This window comes from Methylophilus sp. UBA6697 (genome assembly GCF_002454655.1).
Classification (GTDB): domain Bacteria; phylum Pseudomonadota; class Gammaproteobacteria; order Burkholderiales; family Methylophilaceae; genus Methylophilus.
The window spans coordinates 1-20,325 of record NZ_DKJH01000014.1 but is presented as its reverse complement, the minus strand read 5'-3'; the positions used below and the strand labels follow the sequence as shown (position 1 = coordinate 20,325).

Here is a 20,325-nt window from a genome sequence, read left to right as displayed (position 1 = left end):
AATCAGGAGTTTAAGTGTAATTTATTCAAAGAATCTTTTTGCACATTATCGTCATGGGAGAAGTGTCCCTGCGCTGATTTACCTTGCAACACCAATGCCAAGTGCAAACGATCACGCACTTTTAAGGTGTCGAATACCGACGTCAGGTGTGCTTTGACTGTACGCTCGGAAATAGACAGCGTACGTGCAATTTCTTTATTGCTATTACCTCTGGCCGCCTCAAGTGCAACTTCACGCTCGCGCTTGGTCAAGCCCTCTAAAATTTCTTCCGTGGCATCGGGCTGAGGATTACCCCGTGTCGTTAGCGTGATCAGATGCTTAAGTACATCCCTGCCTAACCAGACCCCGCCATGTGAAACAACACTGTAAACTTCTTGCAGCACGTGCTGATGCGCATAAGCGTGCAAATAGCCAACGGCACCCAACTCGAGGGCCTGCATGGCTTCAGCCTGTTCAGGGTTATTTGATAACACGATCACTTTGGCCGAGGGCAAGAAGGTTAATATCTGCTGTACGTGCTTACGCCACTGCTGACCTTGTTCAATTTGCGCATGCACCCAGATGATAGAAGCCCCCGCAACATCTGCTGACACAACATCAGCGATAGTCGTTAACTGCGGAAAAGCCTTGAGCCAGGATTCTACGGATTGTTTTAATGTAGTGATAAATATATGCTTCATAGTAATTAGCGCTCGGTTAGTGCGTAAGATTTAGCTTTTAACACTGGTTTTAATAAGTAGGACAGCACTGTTTTCTTGCCGGTCAAAATATCAACCTGTGCCACCATGCCCGGAATAATCGGCAAGTGGTCGCCCAGAGTATTCTGGTCTGTTCTTACCTTAACGACATAATATGCATTACCTTTATCGTCTATGGTGGAATCTGCTGCAATATCTTGCACCGAGCCATCCAAACTGCCATAAATGGTGTAGTCATAGGCCGTCAGCTTGATCACCGCAGGCTGTTGTGGGCGAATAAACGCAATATCTTTGGTTTGTACTTTAGCCTCAATCACCAGCGCATCATCTGAAGGTACCACCTCCATGACCTCTTTTCCTGGCTGAATCACGCCACCGACGGTGTTGTAATAAAGCTTGCTGACTTTGCCGTTGACCGGTGAGGTCAATGTCGATTGTTTCACTTTATCGGAAAGCGCAAGGCTGGATTGCGTCAGGCTATTGATTTTTGCTGTGGTTTCGTTCAAGTCGGTACGCACCTTGCTCATGAAAGACTGCTGCGCTTCCGACACTTTACGACGCGCTTCTGAAATAGCCGCCGTCAAGCGCCCCATCTGCGCCGACGCCTGATCGATATCGCCTTTGGCACGGTTAGCATCACGTTCCAGCCTTAATATCTCGATTTCTGAAACCGCACCACTATTTAATAATGGTCGATTGGCAGCGAGCTCTTTACTGGTCGAATCATAGGTCTTAATAGCAACTTCTTTTTTAAACTGCACTTCTGACAGTTCACGTTCACGTTGCGACAACTGGTCCCTGGCGATATTAATCTGTGAGTTCAGTTCGTCTCTGCCTGCATTAAACAGTTGCAACTCTTGCAAGTAGGTATCAGGCGTTTTTTGCTGTACTTCGCTAGGCGGGTTAAAACTGCCACCATTCGCCAGTGCCTTCAGGCGCGCCTCTTTGGCCTTGAGTGACAAATACTGGCTTTCGTTCTCTTTTAACGATGAAATGGCCCGTGTTTCGTCAATTTTAATCAAGGGCTGACCACGCTTAACAGTATCGCCTAGCTGCACCATGATATCGACCACAATACCGCCATCTAAAGACTGCACCACCTGAATCTGGCGGGAGGGAATCACACGACCTTCACCACGCGTCACCTCGTCGACCTTGGCCACACTGGCCCAGATAAGTAACACCAGCAGAATCGCTAAAATGCCGTACATAATCAATTTGGCATGCAGCATGGTGTCTTCTATCATCACATCATGCGCTTGCTCGGACCATGTGCGTGCTTCAGCAGTCTCGGTTTTAATGACCTTATCTACCAGGGCATGCACAGGCTTGCCGAGGCGCACCCAGATACTGTCCGGCTTGGTAACTTCACCTAGTTGATCGAATATTTTTTTTGCCATATTGTTATCTCGCCTTACCTACTTTGCCGGCGCGCAGCGCAGCAGTGACGTCCTCTTTATTACCATCTGCGACCACTTGACCAGAATCAATCACAATCAAACGCTCCGCCAACTCTAACATGGCATTACGGTGGCTGATCACAATCATGGTTTTATCGGCAGTGGCTTCGGCGATGTTACGTTTTACAGTTTCCTCACCGGAGTGATCCATGGCACTGGTCGGTTCATCCAGCAATACAATTTGCGGCTGCGTCACAAACGCACGCGCAATGCCCACACCCTGGCGCTGCCCTCCGGACAAGGTATCCCCGCGCTCGCCGACTTCCAGGTCAAAGCCCTTGGGATGCGCGTTCACAAACTCGGCAATACCGCCCACTTGTGCCGCTTGTAACACAGAGCGATCGTCAGCATGCGGATGACGCAAAGTAATATTTTCACGTAACGAGCCATAAAACAAATGGTTATCTTGCTGCACGTAACCAATGCTGCGACGCAATTCAGCCGGATCAATTTGCCGCGCATCAATTCCATCAATCAGGATCGCACCTTCGGTCGGCTGATACAGCCCAAGAATCAGTTTGTTAATCGTCGTTTTGCCTGAACCCATGCGACCAATCAGGCCAACGTGCTCACCAGGACGAATCCTGAAAGAAATCCGGTTCAGAGCCAGCTCGTCAGAGCCTGGATATTTAAAGGAGACATTCTTAAACTCGATTTCGCCCTTGAATGCCGGGCGAGACAAGAAGTTAACCCCTTTATTACGCTCCACCGGTTTACCCATCACTTCATCCAGTGACTTCAGGGAGGTCGCCGCCGTATGATACTGCGTAAACAGGCCAGCGATTTGCGAAATAGGCGCCAAGCCACGGCTGGTCAACTGTGAGCAGGCAATCAAGCCACCCATGGTTAAATCGCCATTCGAGATCAAATACACGCCTAAAATCACAATGGCAACGCTAATGATCTGTTGCAAGGCATAAGTGCCATTGGTAATAGAAGATGACAGCAGCTTGAGTTTGCTACCCACCTCAGACAGGAACAGTGCGCTTTTCTCCCACTTGCCCTGCATCTGGCCCTCAACCCCCATAGACTTGACGGTTTCCAGCCCAACCAGGCTTTCAATCAAGGTCGCATTGCGCTGGGCGCTGGCACGGTACATGGTTTCTGAAAGATCATGCATCTTGGTTTGCACGCTCAGCGAGTAAATCAACACAATGGCGCCACCAATCAATGCGGGCAACACCATATATGGACTAATCCATGCAATCACGATCAGGAAAATAATGCCGAATGGCAGGTCAATCAATGTCACTACCGTGGCCGAGGTAATAAAATCACGCACACTTTCAAACGAGCGTAGATTAGAAGCAAATGAACCGACCGAAGTTGGCTTGGCTTCATAGCGTGTGCCCAATACCTTTTCCATAATCTGTGCACTGAGCTTGACGTCAATACGGGCGCTGGCCCAGTCCAGAAAATAGGCGCGCATAGAGCGTAGTAGCAAATCGCCCAGGACAATCAACGCGACACCGATACCCAAAACCCACAAGGTTTCTACCGCTTTGTTAGGTACCACCCTGTCATACACGTTCATGGTAAACAGCGGCATGGCCAAGGCAAAAATATTGATCAGCAATGCAGCGACCATCACATCGCGATAAATCCCTTTGTTTTCGGCCAATGTACCCCAGAACCAGTGGCGGACTTGCACCCGGCCCACTTCTGGCGTACGTGCATCAAACATAAAGGTTTGCTTGGTAATTAAGGCATAGCCAGTATATTCGGCAGCCAGATCAGCCAGACTCATGGTCACGGCATCGGGCGACAAGTCTGGAAACACTACTTGCGCGAAATGCTGGCTTTCATCAATTTTGATCAGTTGGCAGGCGCGGTGATTATTCAGCAGCAAGGTGACATCGGCCTGCGGTTGCAACAGTGTCGCAATCGCTCCCTGCTTCACCACCACCTCCAGCCGCAAACGTTCAGCCGAGCGTTTGAACAACTCCGGATTAAGCTTGCCCCCTTCCAGCGGCAAACCGGAAGTTAAAGCATCACGCGTTGTGGCTAGTCGATTATGGCGACAAATATAAAGGAGACACTCCAGCAGAGCATCTTTTGCGGTTTGATTAAAATATGGCGTCGTTTCCATGGCAGATGACTTATTATTATCCTTATCCGAGTTAAACCAGTGACTGATTTACCGACTGTTGATTGTATGGGGTGTTAAGCCATGTCAAAACGATGAGTATATGGCATAACACCCCGAAATTACAAAAATTGACACTTTCACAGCGCACCAAACTGTAAGTTTTCCTGTACGAAGGGGCCAGTCACCGCCTCAATACCAATCGAATTCAAACTATCCAGCTCTTCCTGGCCCTGCACACCCTCTGCAATTGGCACAATCCCCATCGTGCGCACCATCATGCATAAACCGCGCATGAGTGATTGCTGCTGTGGCCGCAAATGAATGTCGCGAATCAGTGACGCATCAAACTTGATGTAATCCAAGCCAAGTTCATGCAAATCACCCAATTGCGCCAGGCGGGTTGATACATGCTCCATGCCGACCATGCAACCCAGGGATTTCGCCAGGTGCACAAATTCCTTAAATTTCACAAAGTCGCTAAATGCAGCCTCTTCCGAGACTTCAAAGCTTAATCGTGCTGGCGTCGTGATGCTGAGCATCAGGGATTGCAATTTATCCTTATATTCGTCACTGCGCATGGCGGCCGCTGAGACATTCACACTGAGGCTGGCATTATTTTTCGTCAGCATATCGACGGCGTATTCCAGCGCCAACCCATCCAGTGTTTTAATCATATCAAGCTGGCTAGCCCAATCAATAAATGCGCCTGCGGCCAGCCATTGATCCCCTTCATCAATATGCAAACGCAGCGGACACTCGTAGTGATACAGCTGCTGATCGCGCTGCATGACCGGGTAGCAGGCCAGTTTGATCTGTTTTTGCTCAATGGCTTGCAAGAATTGCTCTTTCCATTGATTGAGGTAATTTTTTCTCGACGTGACAATACTGTTGGCATTCATCACCCGCATCGGCGTTGCCGCCTGATCTTCAGCCAGGTCTAGAATAAACTGCATCACACGATGAATATCGACAAAGTCATCGCCTTTTTTAGTTTTGGTATGCGTCACCACAAACTGGAACTGCAATAGCTGTTGTGCCGCATTCAATTTTTCCAGCACCAGTTTCAGCTCGGTCGTGACGGCAAAATCATCCAGTGGCTGGCGACTGAAAATACCGAACACGCCACCAGCCAGGCGGCCACACACCACATCCTGGTAATGATCCATCTGTTGCTGTACGGCATCCCCTACCTTTTTAATCAACTGGTTGGTCATGCTATAACCCAATTGCTTATCAATGTCAGGCAAGTTGCGTAGTTGCACCAAAATCAGCACGCCTTCGACAAACCCTTCGTGCTTGAGGGCAACCGAAGCCGTATTGGTGAAATGTGACTGATTCATCAAACCGGTCACTTCGTCATAGTTAATTTGCTGATTAAAGGTATTCAGGCGTTCAGACTCTGCCGTGACCATGGATTTAACACGGTCAGACAGCGTATTCATGGTGCGTACCAGTTTCTGGAACTCTTCTGTCGCCGGCTCTTCGATGGTGATGTACTTGCGCTCGCCCAAGGCCTCGGCTTGTGCAATCACTTCGTCCAGCGGTCTCAGGATTTTCTTCAATGAGAAACCAGAAACCACATAGCTCAGCAGCGCAACGATCAATGTCCACAACACAGCATGACGTGAGGTTTCCCATAGTTGGTCATAGGCCAGTGACGGTTCGCTCTCCAGCTCCAAGGTGCCATATTGCTGCCAGCCGGACTGAATATTGGCCACGCCAGGCTGGATATTGACGGAAAACACCGACTGAAACCAGGCAGGTGCGATGGAGTGCGGATGGCGGTTCACACGCTCGATCATCAGCTTGTTGTCCGGCGAAATAATGGCAATGCGGCGATAGTGCCCCATATCAAACTGGGCGCTGATAATCAGCTCTACCGTGACATTGTCTTTCTGGATATTCGAAAGCGTGATCGCCAGCCCGTTGGCATTATCGTTATTTTTCTTTTGCAGTTGCTCAGCCATGTAACGGTGATCGTCATAGACACCCAAAAACAGGCATCCTGCCGCCACCATCAAAATAATGACAGAAATCGCAATGCGTATTTGTTTTACCAAAGACATTTGAAAGCCCTCTTACTTTCCTGGGGGAGACCAGATAATGGCCCGCCGCTTGTGCAGGCTTTGACCATCAGCCTAGCATTAAGCCCCCATAATAACCACACCCCTAACAGGTTTTTAATCATTCCAATCCATCCTGTCGCATACGTGTCAATACATCACGCCATTTGGAGATATTGGAAGGCGAACCTGCCCGCATATTCGGGTTATTTGCTACGAATAACCCTTTATCATTAAAGCTGAATACTGGAGACAAATCACCGCGCTTGGAGGCGGGCAATAATTCAAAATTGAGGTTGTCGAGTACCAATGGATCGCTATTCGGCGTCGCATAATAGGTCAATACCATATGCGGGCGAATGGAACCACTAGGCATGCGCGCCCGCACATAAGTCAGCCGCAACTTGTCTTGCGACACGCCCAGCTTTTTCAACAAGGTATATTTGGCAATACTGAAGTCTTCACAGTCACCCGCACCTTTGCCAAAGGTTTCCAGCGGACTGGCCCAGTAATCTTCCATGCCCCACAGGGTAATATCATCCACAAACAATACGTGCTGATTGGTAAAGTCATTCACCATATGTACCTTGGTCATCTCGCTGGCACCTGCCACCTGGGCAAACATCTCATTCATGCGCATGACATTCTGGTAAGCCTCTTCGCCATAGCGCTGCCTGACTTTTTCCAGCATGGCCAGCACATAGTCATCCGCCTGTATCTGCGACCATAGCAGGCACAGCCCCAGGCACAAGCCTGTCAGCAAGCGGACAAAAGATGAGTTTACGTGGCGTCTCATGTGAAATTCATTCCCAGTGAGCGATTATGTCACGGCTAAATCAAGCACAATTTACCAAACAAAGCGGTTTTAATCGACAATTTCAGTGCGCCCACCCTCCCGGCTCATCACAAGCAAACCACATTCAACAAAGACAAGTGTGGCTGGATTGGGTAAAATATCGGCTTTTGAATCGATAAGTTTTTTACTCATGACGTCTCTCACCACGCTCAATGCACTGTCACCACTGGATGGTCGCTATCAATCTAAACTTGATCCTTTACGTCCTTTTTTCAGTGAATATGCGCTGATTAAATACAGGGCGCTGGTTGAAGTAGCGTGGTTGAAAGCACTTAGCGCAGCGCCTGAACTGGCAGAAATCGCACCGTTCAGCCCTGAAACCATCGCTGAACTGGATGCCGCCATTACCGCCTTCAGCGAAGCAGATGCGACGCAAGTCAAGGCGATTGAAGCACGCACCAATCATGATGTAAAAGCACTCGAATACTGGCTGAAAGAAAAGTTTGACGGTAACCCGGAGATCAAAAAGGCTAGCGAATTTATTCATTTTGCCTGTACCTCAGAAGACATTAATAATCTGTCGCATGCCTTGATGCTGAAATCTGCGCGCGATGCCGTCATGCAACCTAACCTGCAAACGGTGATTGCACGCCTGACAGAACTCGCGCATGCATTGGCTGATCAGCCCATGCTGTCTCGTACACATGGCCAAACTGCCAGCCCGTCTACCATGGGTAAAGAGCTGGCCAACGTGGTTTATCGCTTACAGCGTCAATTCAAGCAACTGCAAGCCAATGAAGTGCTAGGCAAAATCAACGGTGCCGTGGGTAACTTTAATGCACACCTGTCTGCCTACCCTGAGTTTGACTGGGAAGGCTTTGCCAAACGCTTTGTCGAATCACTGGGTTTGACCTACAACCCGATGACCATCCAGATTGAGCCACACGACTATATGGCTGAAATGTATGACACCCTGTCACGCATCAATACTATTCTGATCGACCTCAACCGCGATATCTGGGGCTATATTTCTGTTGGCTATTTCAAGCAGAAAGTCAAAGCCGGTGAGATCGGCTCTTCTACCATGCCGCATAAGGTCAACCCGATTGACTTCGAAAACTCTGAAGGCAATCTTGGCCTGGCCAATGCTGTGTTGCGCCACCTGGCAGAGAAACTGCCTATCTCTCGCTGGCAGCGTGACCTGACCGACTCTACCGTATTGCGCAATATGGGGGTGGCATTTGGCTACACTTTGCTGGGCTATGACTCTTGCCTGCGCGGTTTGAACAAGCTGGAAGTGAATCCGCAACGTCTGGCAGAAGACCTGGACAATAGCTGGGAAGTGCTGGCTGAGCCGATCCAGACCGTGATGCGTCGTTATGGCATTGAAAATCCATACGAGCAATTAAAAGAACTGACGCGCGGTAAAGGTGGCATCAACAAACAATCATTGCATGCGTTTATTGAAACCCTGCAAATTCCAGCTGAAGCCAAACAGGCATTGCTGGCCCTCACCCCTGCAACTTATACCGGCAAGGCCAGTCAACTAGTGAAGCATATTTAAACCATAGTCTTTACCAAGTCGATTTGATCCGGGATTTTCTTGCTCATCATGTAAAACATCCCGCTTATGAACAGGCAGCACACATATTGTACCGCTGCCTGCTCTGGGCAAACGCCACGTGCAAGCAGTTAATGCACCTGGCGCTGACCTTGACGGCACTAACCCTGATGGTGCTGACTACCACCTGTCAGGCTCAAGATAGTCCTTGGTTTGACGTCAAACCAGGCAACAGCTACCAGACACGCTTCTCACTTGCTAACGATGCAAGTGCCGAAGACACTTCGGCCTTGCGTGAGCTGCTGCAAAAACACCTGACCATACACGAAGCCATGCAAAATCCGCGCATGAACGACAGTGAATGGCGCCGGCTAGTACAAAAAACACCACAGGAAATCGCTGACCTGCTGGCAACCGAAGGCTATTTCAAAACAAAAACCATCAGTGTGCAACCAACAGCCAATCTGGCCGAATTCCATATCAAGCTGCCACCACAAGCCAAAGTCAGTCAGGTCAACGTAGCCATCACTGGCGAAATCCAGCAAGCCAGCCATCAATCAACATTGGAAGCCGCCCAGAAAAGCTGGCCACTCCCCGTCAACAGCCCCTTTACCCAGCAAGCCTGGAGTACGGCCAAACGCGAATTACTGGCGACATTGCTGCGCGCAGAATTCCCCAATGCCAGAATCACCACGTCACAAGCCATGGTCAATCCGCAAACACAAGCGGTGTTAATTACGCTGGCAATGGACTCTGGTCCCGCAGTACGCATTGGTGAAGTCCGTATTCACGGATTGCAGCACTACCAAGAGTCACTGGTGCGCCCGCTTAATACGCTAAAAACCGGCGCGCCATATCGCCAGGCAGATTTACTCACGTTGCAAAACAGTTTTATGGCCACCGGCAAATTTCGCTCGGTAGATGTCGTTGCCAAAACCGAAACACTCAATGCCGATCATAGTGCCGACATAGACGTAACCGTGCACGAAATGGAACAAAATACCTTTCGCATTGGTACAGGCGCCAGCACCAACACTGGCGCCCGTATTGTATTTAACTACACCGACCGCAATTTGTTTGACCGTGGTTTGCTGTGGGATAGCAGCTTGCGGCTGGAACAGCGTCTACAAGCTGTCACCTCTAATATCACGTTCCTCACTGATGATAAAGGCTACCGGGACAGCATCCAGAATAGCGTCACACGCACAGACCTCGAAGGCCAAATCACTACCGCCGTGCAAAACGGTGTACGTCGTTACTGGGGTCAACCTAGTATTTTTGAACAATATATAGGGGCCAATTTACTATATGAATTCTTGACCGTGGATGGTGAATCTTCGCAATTCAACAAAGCCGCGACGCTGGCCTATGGCCTGAATATGCGCAAGCTGGATCATCCGCTGGCGCCCACTAAAGGCTGGATTTTAAATACCCAGTTCCAACTGGCCCCGTTGGACAAGTTGTCAGATGGTCGTTTTCTGCAATCACAAGCCCGGTTGCAAGCGTTTTATCCACTGACGCAATCCACACAATGGCTGGGCCGTATCGAAGTGGGCTCGGTCACCGGCGCGCGCAGTGTGCCAGCCACTTATTTATTCAGGGCTGGTGGCGACCAATCCGTGCGTGGCTATGCCTTCCAGTCACTGGGTGTCAAAGAAGCCGATGCCATTGTTGGTGGCCGTGTGCTACTCACCGGCAGCAGCGAAGTCGTGCAGTGGCTGACCTCGTCATGGGGCGCAGCCATATTTGTCGATTTCGGTCATGCTGCCAACAGCTGGAAAGACTATGACCCGGCCTTGGGCTATGGCCTGGGTGTGCGCTGGCGCAGCCCGATTGGCCCGGTAGGCGTCGATGTCGCCTATGGTGGAGAAACCAAAGAATATCGTTTGCACTTTAACCTGGGCGTGAATTTCTGATGTCACTCACTCACACTTTCAACCGACTGTTCAACATGCTGCTTATCAGCATGCTGTGCCTGTCATTGATCATCACGCCGCAAATGGTGTGGGCGGCCAATGTGCTGCTAATGACTAGTTTGAAGGAGTTTGAATCTGACCTGGGGAACGCCACCCTGAAGGTAGAAGGCATAGATTCCAATATGCGCCTGGGCGTCACGCCCAAAGGCGAACTGACTGTATCGCACTTCCGTGCCAGGCAGATCACCCTGCGCTTTAAACCGGCCACAGAAGTCACGCCAACGCCTAAAGCCGGACAAACACCGTTACCTGCGCATATCCATATTCCACTGCCGTTTCACTTGCTATCCGGCCAGATTGACAGCCTTACGATTATCCAGGGCGCAAGCACGTCGAATATCACACAGATTCAATTCGACCTGGACGCCGACAACCAGGCCATGCAGTTCCGTATTGCCGAAGCGCACAGCCCCTGGGGCAAAGTCAGTACGCATTTTCAAATGCAAAATGCCGCACCATTTGCTTTAAATGGCTGGATGGACGTTCAGCAAGCACAAGGCGGCACTCCCTACCATCTGCGCACTGAGCTGCACGGCGACCTCACCCGGCTGGAGATTGCCGCCAATCATCATTACCAGCCACAAGCCAGGCCATTTGCCATCGTGCCTGCCGGCGAGGCTACCAATGCTCAGGTCGAAGATATGCTGCAAATCAGCGCCTCGATTAGCCTTGATGAAATACGCCAGAGCCACCTGCTAGTGCATCTGCAGCAATTGCAAGCCAAGCATATCCACCCACAATTGGCTGGCCATATGGATTTAAAAATCATCGCCGATGGCAGCCTGACCGAACAAGGCCAGATCCTGGCCACCATAGATGCTGGCGATAGCCGCTTGCAAGGCCAGCCATTGATCGTCCGTGGCACAGCCAGCCTGCAAGGATCACAACTGACAACAATGGATCTGCTCGCGCAACTGGATAAAAACACACTCACTGTGAAAGTAGACCCCGAACCTTCAGGTAACAATCGCAGTACATTGGTCTGGCAGGCAGACCTGGCCAATCTTGCACAATTGATGCCAGGCTTTGCTGGCCGGGTCAAAGGTGCAGGTAGGGTGCAACAATCACCAGACGGCTTTGCCGCGACGTATCAACTCGCTGGACAGCAATTGCAGTTACCACAAGGCCTGTCACTGAGTGCCTTCGAGGCCCAAGGCCAGGCGGCTAGCCAGTCACAGTCGTCACTGGAAAACCATATCAAACTGCGCGGGTTGTCACAACAGAATGCACGTGGCATAGACAGCCCGCCGATTGATGCTGAACTCGATCTGAGCGGGTCGCTGGCAAAACATCACTTCGCGTTGAAAATCAATGATGCCGACCCTTTACTGCAACGCAACCTGCTGTTGGCGCTGGATGGTAGCTGGCAAGAAAATACCTGGCAGGCACAACTCACGCAGTTGCAAGACGCCAATGGCAAAGTATTTCAACTGGCACAATCCGCCAGTCTGAAATGGCAAAACGAACAAGGCTTTCAGCTGCAAAACCTGGTTGTTAATGCCCTGGCAGGACAATTGCAACTGGACCAACTGCACTACCGCCCGGCCAGAGCAGCCAACCCGCTGACACAACAATTAGCCGAAAAAGTGCAGTTCAGCAGCCAAGGCGCACTCAAAGCATTTCCATTGCAAGCCGTGATGGCATGGCTGGCGCCCGCGCAGCCTGAAGCCTTGCCTTCAGACCACTTGCGTGTTTCAGCACAATGGCAACTGGCGCTGGACGAACAACTCAACGGAACACTACATCTTGAGCGCGCATCAGGTGACTGGCAAGTCTATGACAGCAGCCAGGCGCAGTGGCAAGGGCTGGGCATACAGTCATTATTGGCAGATATCCAGGCGCAGAACAATCGCGTCAGCGTGCAAAGCAGCGTACGTGCAGACACTGCGATAGATCTGCAATTGACAGGCAACACCGTGGTGACACCAATACAAAGCGGGATAGTGATTCAACGCTCAGCGCCAATCTCGGCCCAACTCAAAGCCAATCTCTCAAAACTAGACTGGCTGGCCAAACTCATGCCGGAGTTGCAGCCAGCAGGCCAATTGCTGATAGATGCCCAGGCCAGCGGTGTGATTGCCCAGCCACAGCTGCAAGGCAGCATTCAAGGCCAGGCCCTTGCCATACAAATACCGTCACAGGGCTTGTGGCTAGAGCAAGGCAGTTTGAATGCCAAACTGGCAGGAGACCAGGTTAATATTGAACACATCCACTTTGCTGGCAAAAGTGGCGAGCTCAATGGCAACGGCCTGCTGACCTTTAGAGAAGACCGCTGGCAACTAGATGCCGCGATGCAACTTAACAACTTACAGGCGCTGTCCAGAGTAGATCGCTGGGTACAACTCAGCGGTAATACCCAGCTCAGCATGAACAGCGAGCAAACCACACTCAGCGGCAAGCTCAAGATCCATAAAGGCTTGTTTGAACTGCCTAAAGCCGACAAACCCAAGCTGGACGAAGATGTCGTCATTGAATCGCCGCAAGCCAGCCAGGCTGAGCCAACGTCAAAACTGGTCTTTAACGACTTTGCGCTCGATTTTGGCGACAAACCACTGGTATTACCGTTCAAGGAATCCGAGCAATTCATGCTGCGTGGCCAAGGCCTCAATGGCGCCCTCAGTGGCAATATGCAGCTCAACGGTATGCTGGACGAGCTCACTGCGGCCGGTACACTGGAAATCACCGGCACTTATATCGCCTATGGCCAGTCACTCAATATCGAAACTGGCCGCCTGATATTTAGCGGCAAACTACCCAATATCGGCCTGGATGTGCTGGCAACACGACAAGTAGAAAGCACCAAAGTCGGTATTCAAATCAATGGCAGCCTGCAAACCCCGCAACTAAAACTGGTCTCAACGCCTGATACCAGCAACGAGAATAAAATCTCACTGCTGGTACTGGGGCAGCCCATGTCGCAAGTCGGCAGCAGTGATATGGCCTTGTTATCGGTGGCAGCAGGCGCGCTGCTATCACAAGGCGACTCAGTCTCTCTGCAAACCAAGATTGCGCAAGCGGTTGGCCTGGATAGCATAGATGTACGTGGCACTGGCCCCACCAATTACGCTGTCAGCGTCGGCAAGCGAATCAATCGCAACCTGGTAGTTGGCTACGAAAAAAGCATTGTCGGCCTGTTAAATGTTGGTAAACTCACCTACCAACTGACCAAACGCATTTCCATCGAAACCAGAACCGGCTCTGATAATGCGCTGGATATATTTTATGGTTTTAGCTTTGACTAACAACAACAGACTTAACAAGCAATGACAGAAATCCTGATTCTCTACTACTCCCAAGGCGGTGCCGTCAAAGAGATGGCACAATTGATTGCGCGTGGTGTGGAAAGTGTCACCGGGGTAACCGCGCGCGTACGCACGGTGCCTAAAGTCTCTGCCAACTGTGAGGCAACCGAAGCCGACATTCCTGCCTCCGGGGCGCCTTATGCTACGTTGCAGGATCTGGAAGACTGTGCCGGGCTGGCCTTGGGCAGCCCTACCCGTTTTGGTAATATGGCCGCACCGATGAAGTATTTTCTTGATGGCACCGCTGGCCTGTGGCTCAATGGCGCACTAATCGGTAAACCAGCGGCAGTATTCACCTCCAGTGGCTCACTGCATGGCGGTAACGAAATGACACTGATGACCATGATGATTCCGCTCATGCACCACGGCATGCTGATGTTAGGACTACCCTATTCCGAGCCGCAATTGGGTACCACCAAAACGGGCGGCACGCCTTATGGTGCCAGCCACATCGGTGGTGCCATGGATGACCAGCCAATCTCGGATGATGAGAAGAAGTTGTGCATGGCGCTGGGGAAACGCCTGGCCGAAACTGCACTCAAATTGCAATAACCGTTTTTCAGGAAAAGTACGCTATGTCTGCTGCCCTCGCCCACGAAGCTCGCCAGTTTCTGTTTTCAACCCGCCATGCCATTTTGTCGACACATTCGATGAAATATCCTGGCTTTCCATTTGGCTCGGTAGCGCCGTTTGTCTGCAACCAGCAGGCTGAGCCGATCATATTAATCAGCACGATTGCCGAGCACACTAAAAACATCCTCGAAAACCCGAAAGTCTCCTTGCTGGTATTTTCAGGCGCGGATGATTTGCAGGCCAATGCACGGTTGACCCTGATGGGCGAAGCCGTTCATTGCGACAAACAGGACGAAGATTTGCGTGCACGTTATCTGCGCTACCTGCCACAGGCCGCCAGTTACTTTGATATGCATGATTTTCATTTTTACCGCATCCAGGTTGAGCAAGTGCGCTATATCGCCGGTTTTGGCCGCATGGGCTGGTTTGAAGGCCATGCGCTGAATGATGGCCTGGCAGAGAGTATGTTATCAGCGCAAGAAGGCGGCATCGTTGCGCATATGAACGAAGACCACAAAGACAGCTTGCTGCAATATTGCCAACATGTGCATGGGGTGGCAGCTGATCACGCAGAAATGGTTGGCCTGGATGCCGACGGCTTTGATGTGCAATATCATCAAGGCGAAGAAATACATGGCCAGTTACGTTTTCAATTTGAACAACCCGTATTAAACGCGATGGATGCACGCAAAGCACTGGTCGCCTTATCACAAGCCTGCCGATCATGATTCTACGTATTTTATCCATCAGCCGCATCGCGGCAAGTATCAGCCTGCTTGGCCTCATTGTGTTGTGCCTGGGTTGGGAAATTTTCTGGGCGCCACTGCGGGCCGGTGGCAGCCTGTTATTCCTCAAAACCTTGCCATTACTGCTACCGCTATTTGGCATTTTGCGCGGCAAACGCTATACCTACCAATGGTCTGGCATGCTGATCCTGTTCTACTTTACCGAAGGTGCGGTCAGGACCTGGTCAGAAACAGGTTTATCGCGCTGGCTGGCAGCCAGCGAAGTCATGCTTAGCCTGATTTTCTTTGCCAGCGTCATTGCCTATGCCAAATATACAGGCCGCCGTTACCAGCTTACCTAAGATCGTTTTTGTAACGTCCATCAACAGTCTATTTTGCAGTAAATTCTTTCATGCGCAGGCGCTGACAAGCCTGGTAAACCTTATATAATATCGGGCATGAGAATTCTGTTATCCAATGATGATGGCTACCTGGCACCGGGCCTAAACGCGCTAGCCACCCACTTAAGCAAAATTGCCGATATCACGGTGGTGGCGCCGGAACGTAACCGCAGCGGTGCCAGCAACTCTTTAACACTGGATCGCCCCTTAAGTGTCAAGCAAGCGGCCAATGGCTTCTATTACGTGAATGGCACACCCACCGATTGCGTCCACATTGCCCTCACTGGCCTCATGCAGGAAATGCCGGACATGGTCATCAGCGGTATTAATGATGGCGCCAATATGGGCGACGACACCATTTATTCAGGCACCGTCGCCGCTGCAACTGAGGGCTACCTGCTGGGTATCCCTTCGTTCGCCGTCTCTATGGCGCAACACCAGCCCGCGCACTTTGAAACTGCCGCAAAAATTGTGGTTGAGCTGGTAAAACAATATAACCACAGTGAATTTACTGAGCCCACGCTACTGAATATCAACGTGCCGGATGTACCATTGCAAGATATCAAAGGGCGTCAAATTACCCGTCTGGGTAAACGCCACAAAGCCGAACCGGTGATTCAATTGCAAACCCCGCGTGGCGAAACGGTCTATTGGGTAGGCGCAGCTGGGCAACCGAACGACGGCGGCGAAGGTACAGACTTTCATGCGGTGGCACAAGGCTATGTTTCCATCTCCCCTATCCAGGTAGACCTGACCCGGCACTCTCAAATTGCAACCATGCAACAATGGCTGCAAGCCAAGAATTAAGTATTATGGCGATTCCAAGAACATCAAGTAAAACCGGCATAGGCATGACTTCGTCACGCACGCGTGAACGCATGCTGACCCGCCTGCGCGAGCAAGGCATTCAGGATGAGGTGGTGATTGCAGCCATGGCCGATATTCCGCGCCACATCTTTGTCGATGAAGCACTGTCTATCCGCGCCTATGAAGATGTTTCATTGCCGATTGGTTATGGTCAAACCATTTCACAGCCCTACATTGTGGCAAAAATGACGCAAATTCTGCGTAATGGCAAACCGTTGAACAAGGTACTTGAAATCGGTACTGGCTGCGGCTATCAAACGGCCGTCTTATCACGCGTCAGTGCAGAGGTTTACTCATTAGAGCGCATTCGACCCCTGGTGATGAAGGCCAGAAACCATTTGCGTACCCTCAAATGCACCAACGTCAAGCTCGACCACGCCGATGGCAGCCTGGGTTTGAAGAGTTATGGTCCATTTGATGCCATTATGGTAACGGCCGCGGCCAGTCATGTGCCACAAGAACTGGTTGAACAACTGGCCGTTGGCGGCCGCATGGTGATCCCGGTCGGCACCAACGAGCAAGTATTACATCTGATCGAACGCACCACACAAGGTGTACAACAAATCGCGCTGGAACCAGTGAAGTTTGTTCCATTGTTGGGAGGCACGGCTTTATCATGAATTTACGCACTTTGCTAACGGTATGGGGTACAGCTTGCACACTGGCAGCTTGCGCGCTGAACTCACCCATGCCGCGTGCGCCAGTCAGCAGCAGCCCGGCCACAAGCGGCGAAAGCAAAGCAGCCGCGCCAGCAGTGTCGACGATAGGCGCCAGCCAGTATCTGGTGCAAAAAGGCGATACGCTGTACAGCATAGGCCGTAAATTTGGCATTCCATTCATGAAGCTGGCCGACATTAACCAGTTGCAGGCGCCCTATGAGATCCACGTCGGCCAAGTGTTGAACCTCAATGCCAAGGCCACCACGGTCAGCAACAAAGCCAATGAAGCAGCCAGTACCGCTGATGATGCAGAAGTTGTGACCTCTGCCATTAGTCGCCCGGACATGAACGCCGCAAGTGACACTGCAGCAACGTCAGCCACAGCCGCAAACAATCCAGCGCCCGCTTCAGCAGATGCTGGCAAAAATGCCACAAGCAGCGATATAGAAGCCATTGCTGATGGTGATATTCAATGGCAATGGCCTTTGGCAGGCAAAGTCAGCACCAGCTTTGACGCACAAACCAACAAGGGCCTCAATATTACCGGTAATGCAGGCCAGGTAATTAATGCAGCCGGTGCAGGCAAAGTGATCTACAGTGGTATGGATGTGCGTGGGTATGGCAAGCTGATCATCATCAAACATAATAGCAACCTGCTGTCAGTCTATGCCCATCAAGGTAATTCTTTGGTCAAAGAAGGTTCTTTTGTGGCATCAGGTGAAAAGCTTGCTAACTTACCTGCCGCAGCCAATAACAAGTCACCCATGCTACATTTTGAAATCAGGCAAAAAGGCAAACCAGTTGATCCTATCAGCTATTTGCCAGCGAATCCGGCTACAATAAGCAGCAATAGTTAAGCCCGCACTGCCTGACGGGCTCACAAAACCAGTCTTGCGCCTCTGACCTCTTGCGCATGGTTGCTGTTTGAAAGGAGTGCCGTATGGATCCAAACCGTTACAGCAAAAACCGTACGATTCGCCCCGATAGTGCCTGGCAAGTCGTACAGGCACTCGTCACCCTGGGGCTGATGCTCTGCGGCTTTATCGGCATCGCCGTGCACGTGTTTGGCAGTGACCAAGGCCCGGCAGACTGGTTACAATGGGTCACGGCGACCCCCATCAATGGTGTGATCGCGTTTATCCTGCTGATAGCCGTCGTCGCTTTTCACCGTTACATCACCCATATTAGCAACCAGCAACGCCGCTCTGCCAGCGAGCTGCCTGTCTACGCCATGATGCTGATTGGCGTTTATTTCATTTATACACTGATCACCACAGGTCATTGGTAAGCACACCCCACCAACAACGTTGATGGCAGGGCGTTACGCATCAATCAAGCGATTTTAACCAGCGCTGCAGGTTGCACAGCACATCTGTTCATGCCGCTGAAGATTGCCTTGATCGAAGCCGTCACAATATTGGTATCCATGCCCACGCCGTAGCAGACCTTGCCCTGGCAGACGACCTCGACAAATGCACAAGCCATCGCCTCCGCGGCTGAACTGCTTGCCCCCAGCGAGCGCTCTTCAAAACTGCGCACCTGCACCTGAATACCGATATTTTGCAGCGCATGAATCGCAGCATCGACCGGACCATTGCCATGGCCGCTGGCAATGGTTGGCACACCATCTACCGCAATATGCATGCGGATCGCCTGCCCTTGTGCGTGTGCTTCCAGTTGGTAGTCCTGAAAGTGCATCGGCACCACCGTAGCCACATAATGCGCATTAAACAGTTGCCACAACTCGGCAGGCCCAACCTCGCTGCCATGTTGATCCGTATATTGCTGCACCACACCAGAAAACTCCACCTGCATGCGTCTGGGCATCACCACCCCATAATGGCTTTCCATCAGGTAAGCCACCCCGCCCTTGCCTGACTGGCTGTTGACACGAATAATCGAATCATAATTACGGCCCAGATCTTTGGGGTCTATCGGCAGGTAAGGCACATTCCAGCGTGCATCTGCTTGCTGGCTGGCAAAGCCTTTTTTGATCGCATCCTGGTGTGAGCCAGAAAACGCCGTAAATACCAGATCACCTGCATAAGGATGGCGAGGATGAATCTCGATCTGCGTGCACTCTTCTACCGTACGCCCAATCGCATCAATATCAGAAAAATCCAGGCCCGGATGCACGCCTTGCGTATACATATTCAGTGCCACAGTTACCAGGTCAACATTACCCGTACGCTCACCATGCCCAAACAGGCAACCTTCGACACGATCAGCACCCGCCATGATGCCAAGCTCAGTCGCTGCCACGGCTGTGCCGCGGTCATTATGCGGATGCAGGCTCAGAATGACACTATCGCGGCGCGCCAGGTTGCGGTGCATCCACTCAATCTGGTCTGCATACACATTCGGGCTGGCGACCTCTACCGTCGCCGGACAATTGATAATCACTTTGCGCGCTGGTGTTGCCGCCCAAGCCTCGGTGACTGCATCACAGACTTCTTTGGAAAACGCAAGTTCAGTCGCAGTAAAGGTCTCTGGACTATATTGCATGATGATTTCCGTTTCCGGCATATCAGCTGCCAGCACCTTCACCAGTTTCACAGAATCCACCGCCATCGCCTTCACTTCCGCCTTGCTCATATTGAATACGACCTCCCTAAACGTAGGTGAAATCGCATTGTAAATATGCACAATCACACGACGCGCGCCACGTACTGACTCCATGGTGCGACGTATCAGGTGCTCGCGCGCCTGTGTCAGTACTTCTATCGTCACATCGTCGGGAATGCGTTTTTCCTCAATCAGGCTGCGCACAAAATTAAAATCAGTTTGCGAAGCCGAAGGAAACGCCACTTCAATCTCTTTAAACCCCATTTGGCACAGCATATTAAACATGCGCAGTTTTTTATCTGCATCCATCGGCTCAAACAATGACTGATTGCCGTCACGCAGATCGGTGCTCATCCAGATCGGCGGCTGGGTAATCACGGCATTCGGCCATTGACGGTCTTTGAGGCTCACGGGGGGGAAAGCCTGATATTTTTGTGCGGATTGTGTCTGCATGCTGTGCTCCATCTGTTTTGTTTTTGACAGAAGACATGATAGCGCTTTGGCAAAAAATTAAATTGCTAATTTAACTAAAATAAGCCAATTTAAAAAATATTATTTCAATATATTAATTATTTTTGTAATATTATTTC

At 50.9% G+C, this 20,325-nt stretch carries 17 protein-coding genes; 10 read left to right on the top strand and 7 right to left on the bottom strand.

Annotated elements, in window-relative coordinates; all coding sequences use genetic code 11:
* Positions 1-2: 2 nt before the first annotated feature.
* From B3355_RS04360 to B3355_RS04335, 6 genes are all read right to left on the bottom strand, one after another.
* Positions 3-680 (bottom strand): LuxR family transcriptional regulator, encoded by a 678-nt coding sequence (locus B3355_RS04360; protein ID WP_019882600.1) that lies wholly within the window; start codon positions 678-680, stop codon positions 3-5.
* A 5-nt stretch (positions 681-685) separates the two neighbouring features.
* Complete coding sequence (locus B3355_RS04355; protein WP_019882601.1) at positions 686-2,098, bottom strand: HlyD family type I secretion periplasmic adaptor subunit; 1,413 nt, start codon at positions 2,096-2,098, stop codon at positions 686-688.
* A 4-nt stretch (positions 2,099-2,102) separates the two neighbouring features.
* Entirely contained in the window at positions 2,103-4,247 is a 2,145-nt protein-coding gene (locus B3355_RS04350) for a type I secretion system permease/ATPase (RefSeq protein ID WP_292780596.1), read from the bottom strand.
* 137 nt (positions 4,248-4,384) lie between these two features.
* Positions 4,385-6,313, bottom strand: coding sequence for an EAL domain-containing protein (locus tag B3355_RS04345; RefSeq protein ID WP_292780593.1), 1,929 nt, complete (start codon positions 6,311-6,313; stop codon positions 4,385-4,387).
* A gap of 118 nt (positions 6,314-6,431) precedes the next feature.
* Entirely contained in the window at positions 6,432-7,106 is a 675-nt protein-coding gene (locus B3355_RS04340; protein ID WP_019882604.1) for a transglutaminase-like cysteine peptidase, read from the bottom strand.
* Between the two features lie 69 nt (positions 7,107-7,175).
* Positions 7,176-7,298 (bottom strand): hypothetical protein, encoded by a 123-nt coding sequence (locus B3355_RS04335; protein ID WP_255360764.1) that lies wholly within the window; start codon positions 7,296-7,298, stop codon positions 7,176-7,178.
* Here B3355_RS04335 and purB point away from each other — a divergent pair.
* The 10 genes from purB to B3355_RS04285 all read left to right on the top strand — a co-directional run bounded on the left by purB (position 7,297) and on the right by B3355_RS04285 (position 18,458).
* Entirely contained in the window at positions 7,297-8,670 is a 1,374-nt protein-coding gene (gene purB / locus B3355_RS04330) for an adenylosuccinate lyase (protein WP_292780588.1), read from the top strand. The two genes, B3355_RS04335 and purB, sit on opposite strands and share 2 nt — an antisense overlap.
* Before the next feature lie 149 nt (positions 8,671-8,819).
* Positions 8,820-10,583, top strand: coding sequence for an autotransporter assembly complex protein TamA (locus B3355_RS04325; RefSeq protein WP_292780585.1), 1,764 nt, complete (start codon positions 8,820-8,822; stop codon positions 10,581-10,583).
* Positions 10,583-13,885 (top strand): translocation/assembly module TamB domain-containing protein, encoded by a 3,303-nt coding sequence (locus tag B3355_RS04320; RefSeq protein ID WP_292780581.1) that lies wholly within the window; start codon positions 10,583-10,585, stop codon positions 13,883-13,885. The genes B3355_RS04325 and B3355_RS04320 overlap by 1 nt, the downstream gene beginning before the upstream one ends.
* Before the next feature lie 21 nt (positions 13,886-13,906).
* The gene (wrbA, locus tag B3355_RS04315) at positions 13,907-14,497 is read left to right on the top strand and encodes an NAD(P)H:quinone oxidoreductase (protein ID WP_047517560.1); all 591 of its coding nucleotides are present in this window, start codon (positions 13,907-13,909) and stop codon (positions 14,495-14,497) included.
* Between the two features lie 23 nt (positions 14,498-14,520).
* Positions 14,521-15,246, top strand: a complete 726-nt coding sequence (locus B3355_RS04310; protein WP_024931034.1) for a HugZ family protein — start codon at positions 14,521-14,523, stop codon at positions 15,244-15,246.
* Complete coding sequence (locus B3355_RS04305; RefSeq protein ID WP_047517554.1) at positions 15,243-15,605, top strand: DUF2069 domain-containing protein; 363 nt, start codon at positions 15,243-15,245, stop codon at positions 15,603-15,605. Before B3355_RS04310 ends, B3355_RS04305 begins: the two co-directional genes overlap by 4 nt.
* Before the next feature lie 96 nt (positions 15,606-15,701).
* On the top strand, positions 15,702-16,451 hold the full coding sequence (surE, locus tag B3355_RS04300) for a 5'/3'-nucleotidase SurE (protein WP_019882613.1): 750 nt from the start codon (positions 15,702-15,704) through the stop codon (positions 16,449-16,451).
* A gap of 44 nt (positions 16,452-16,495) precedes the next feature.
* Positions 16,496-17,131 carry a protein-L-isoaspartate(D-aspartate) O-methyltransferase gene (locus B3355_RS04295; RefSeq protein WP_047517551.1) on the top strand — a complete coding sequence of 212 codons (636 nt, stop codon included), beginning with the start codon at positions 16,496-16,498 and terminating at the stop codon, positions 17,129-17,131.
* Entirely contained in the window at positions 17,128-18,027 is a 900-nt protein-coding gene (locus tag B3355_RS04290; protein ID WP_292780569.1) for a peptidoglycan DD-metalloendopeptidase family protein, read from the top strand. The genes B3355_RS04295 and B3355_RS04290 overlap by 4 nt, the downstream gene beginning before the upstream one ends.
* 83 nt (positions 18,028-18,110) lie before the next feature.
* Complete coding sequence (locus B3355_RS04285) at positions 18,111-18,458, top strand: hypothetical protein (RefSeq protein WP_292780567.1); 348 nt, start codon at positions 18,111-18,113, stop codon at positions 18,456-18,458.
* A gap of 44 nt (positions 18,459-18,502) precedes the next feature.
* Here the strand turns inward: B3355_RS04285 and leuA are convergent, their stop codons facing one another.
* Complete coding sequence (leuA, locus tag B3355_RS04280) at positions 18,503-20,188, bottom strand: 2-isopropylmalate synthase (RefSeq protein ID WP_292780564.1); 1,686 nt, start codon at positions 20,186-20,188, stop codon at positions 18,503-18,505.
* Positions 20,189-20,325: the final 137 nt, after the last annotated feature.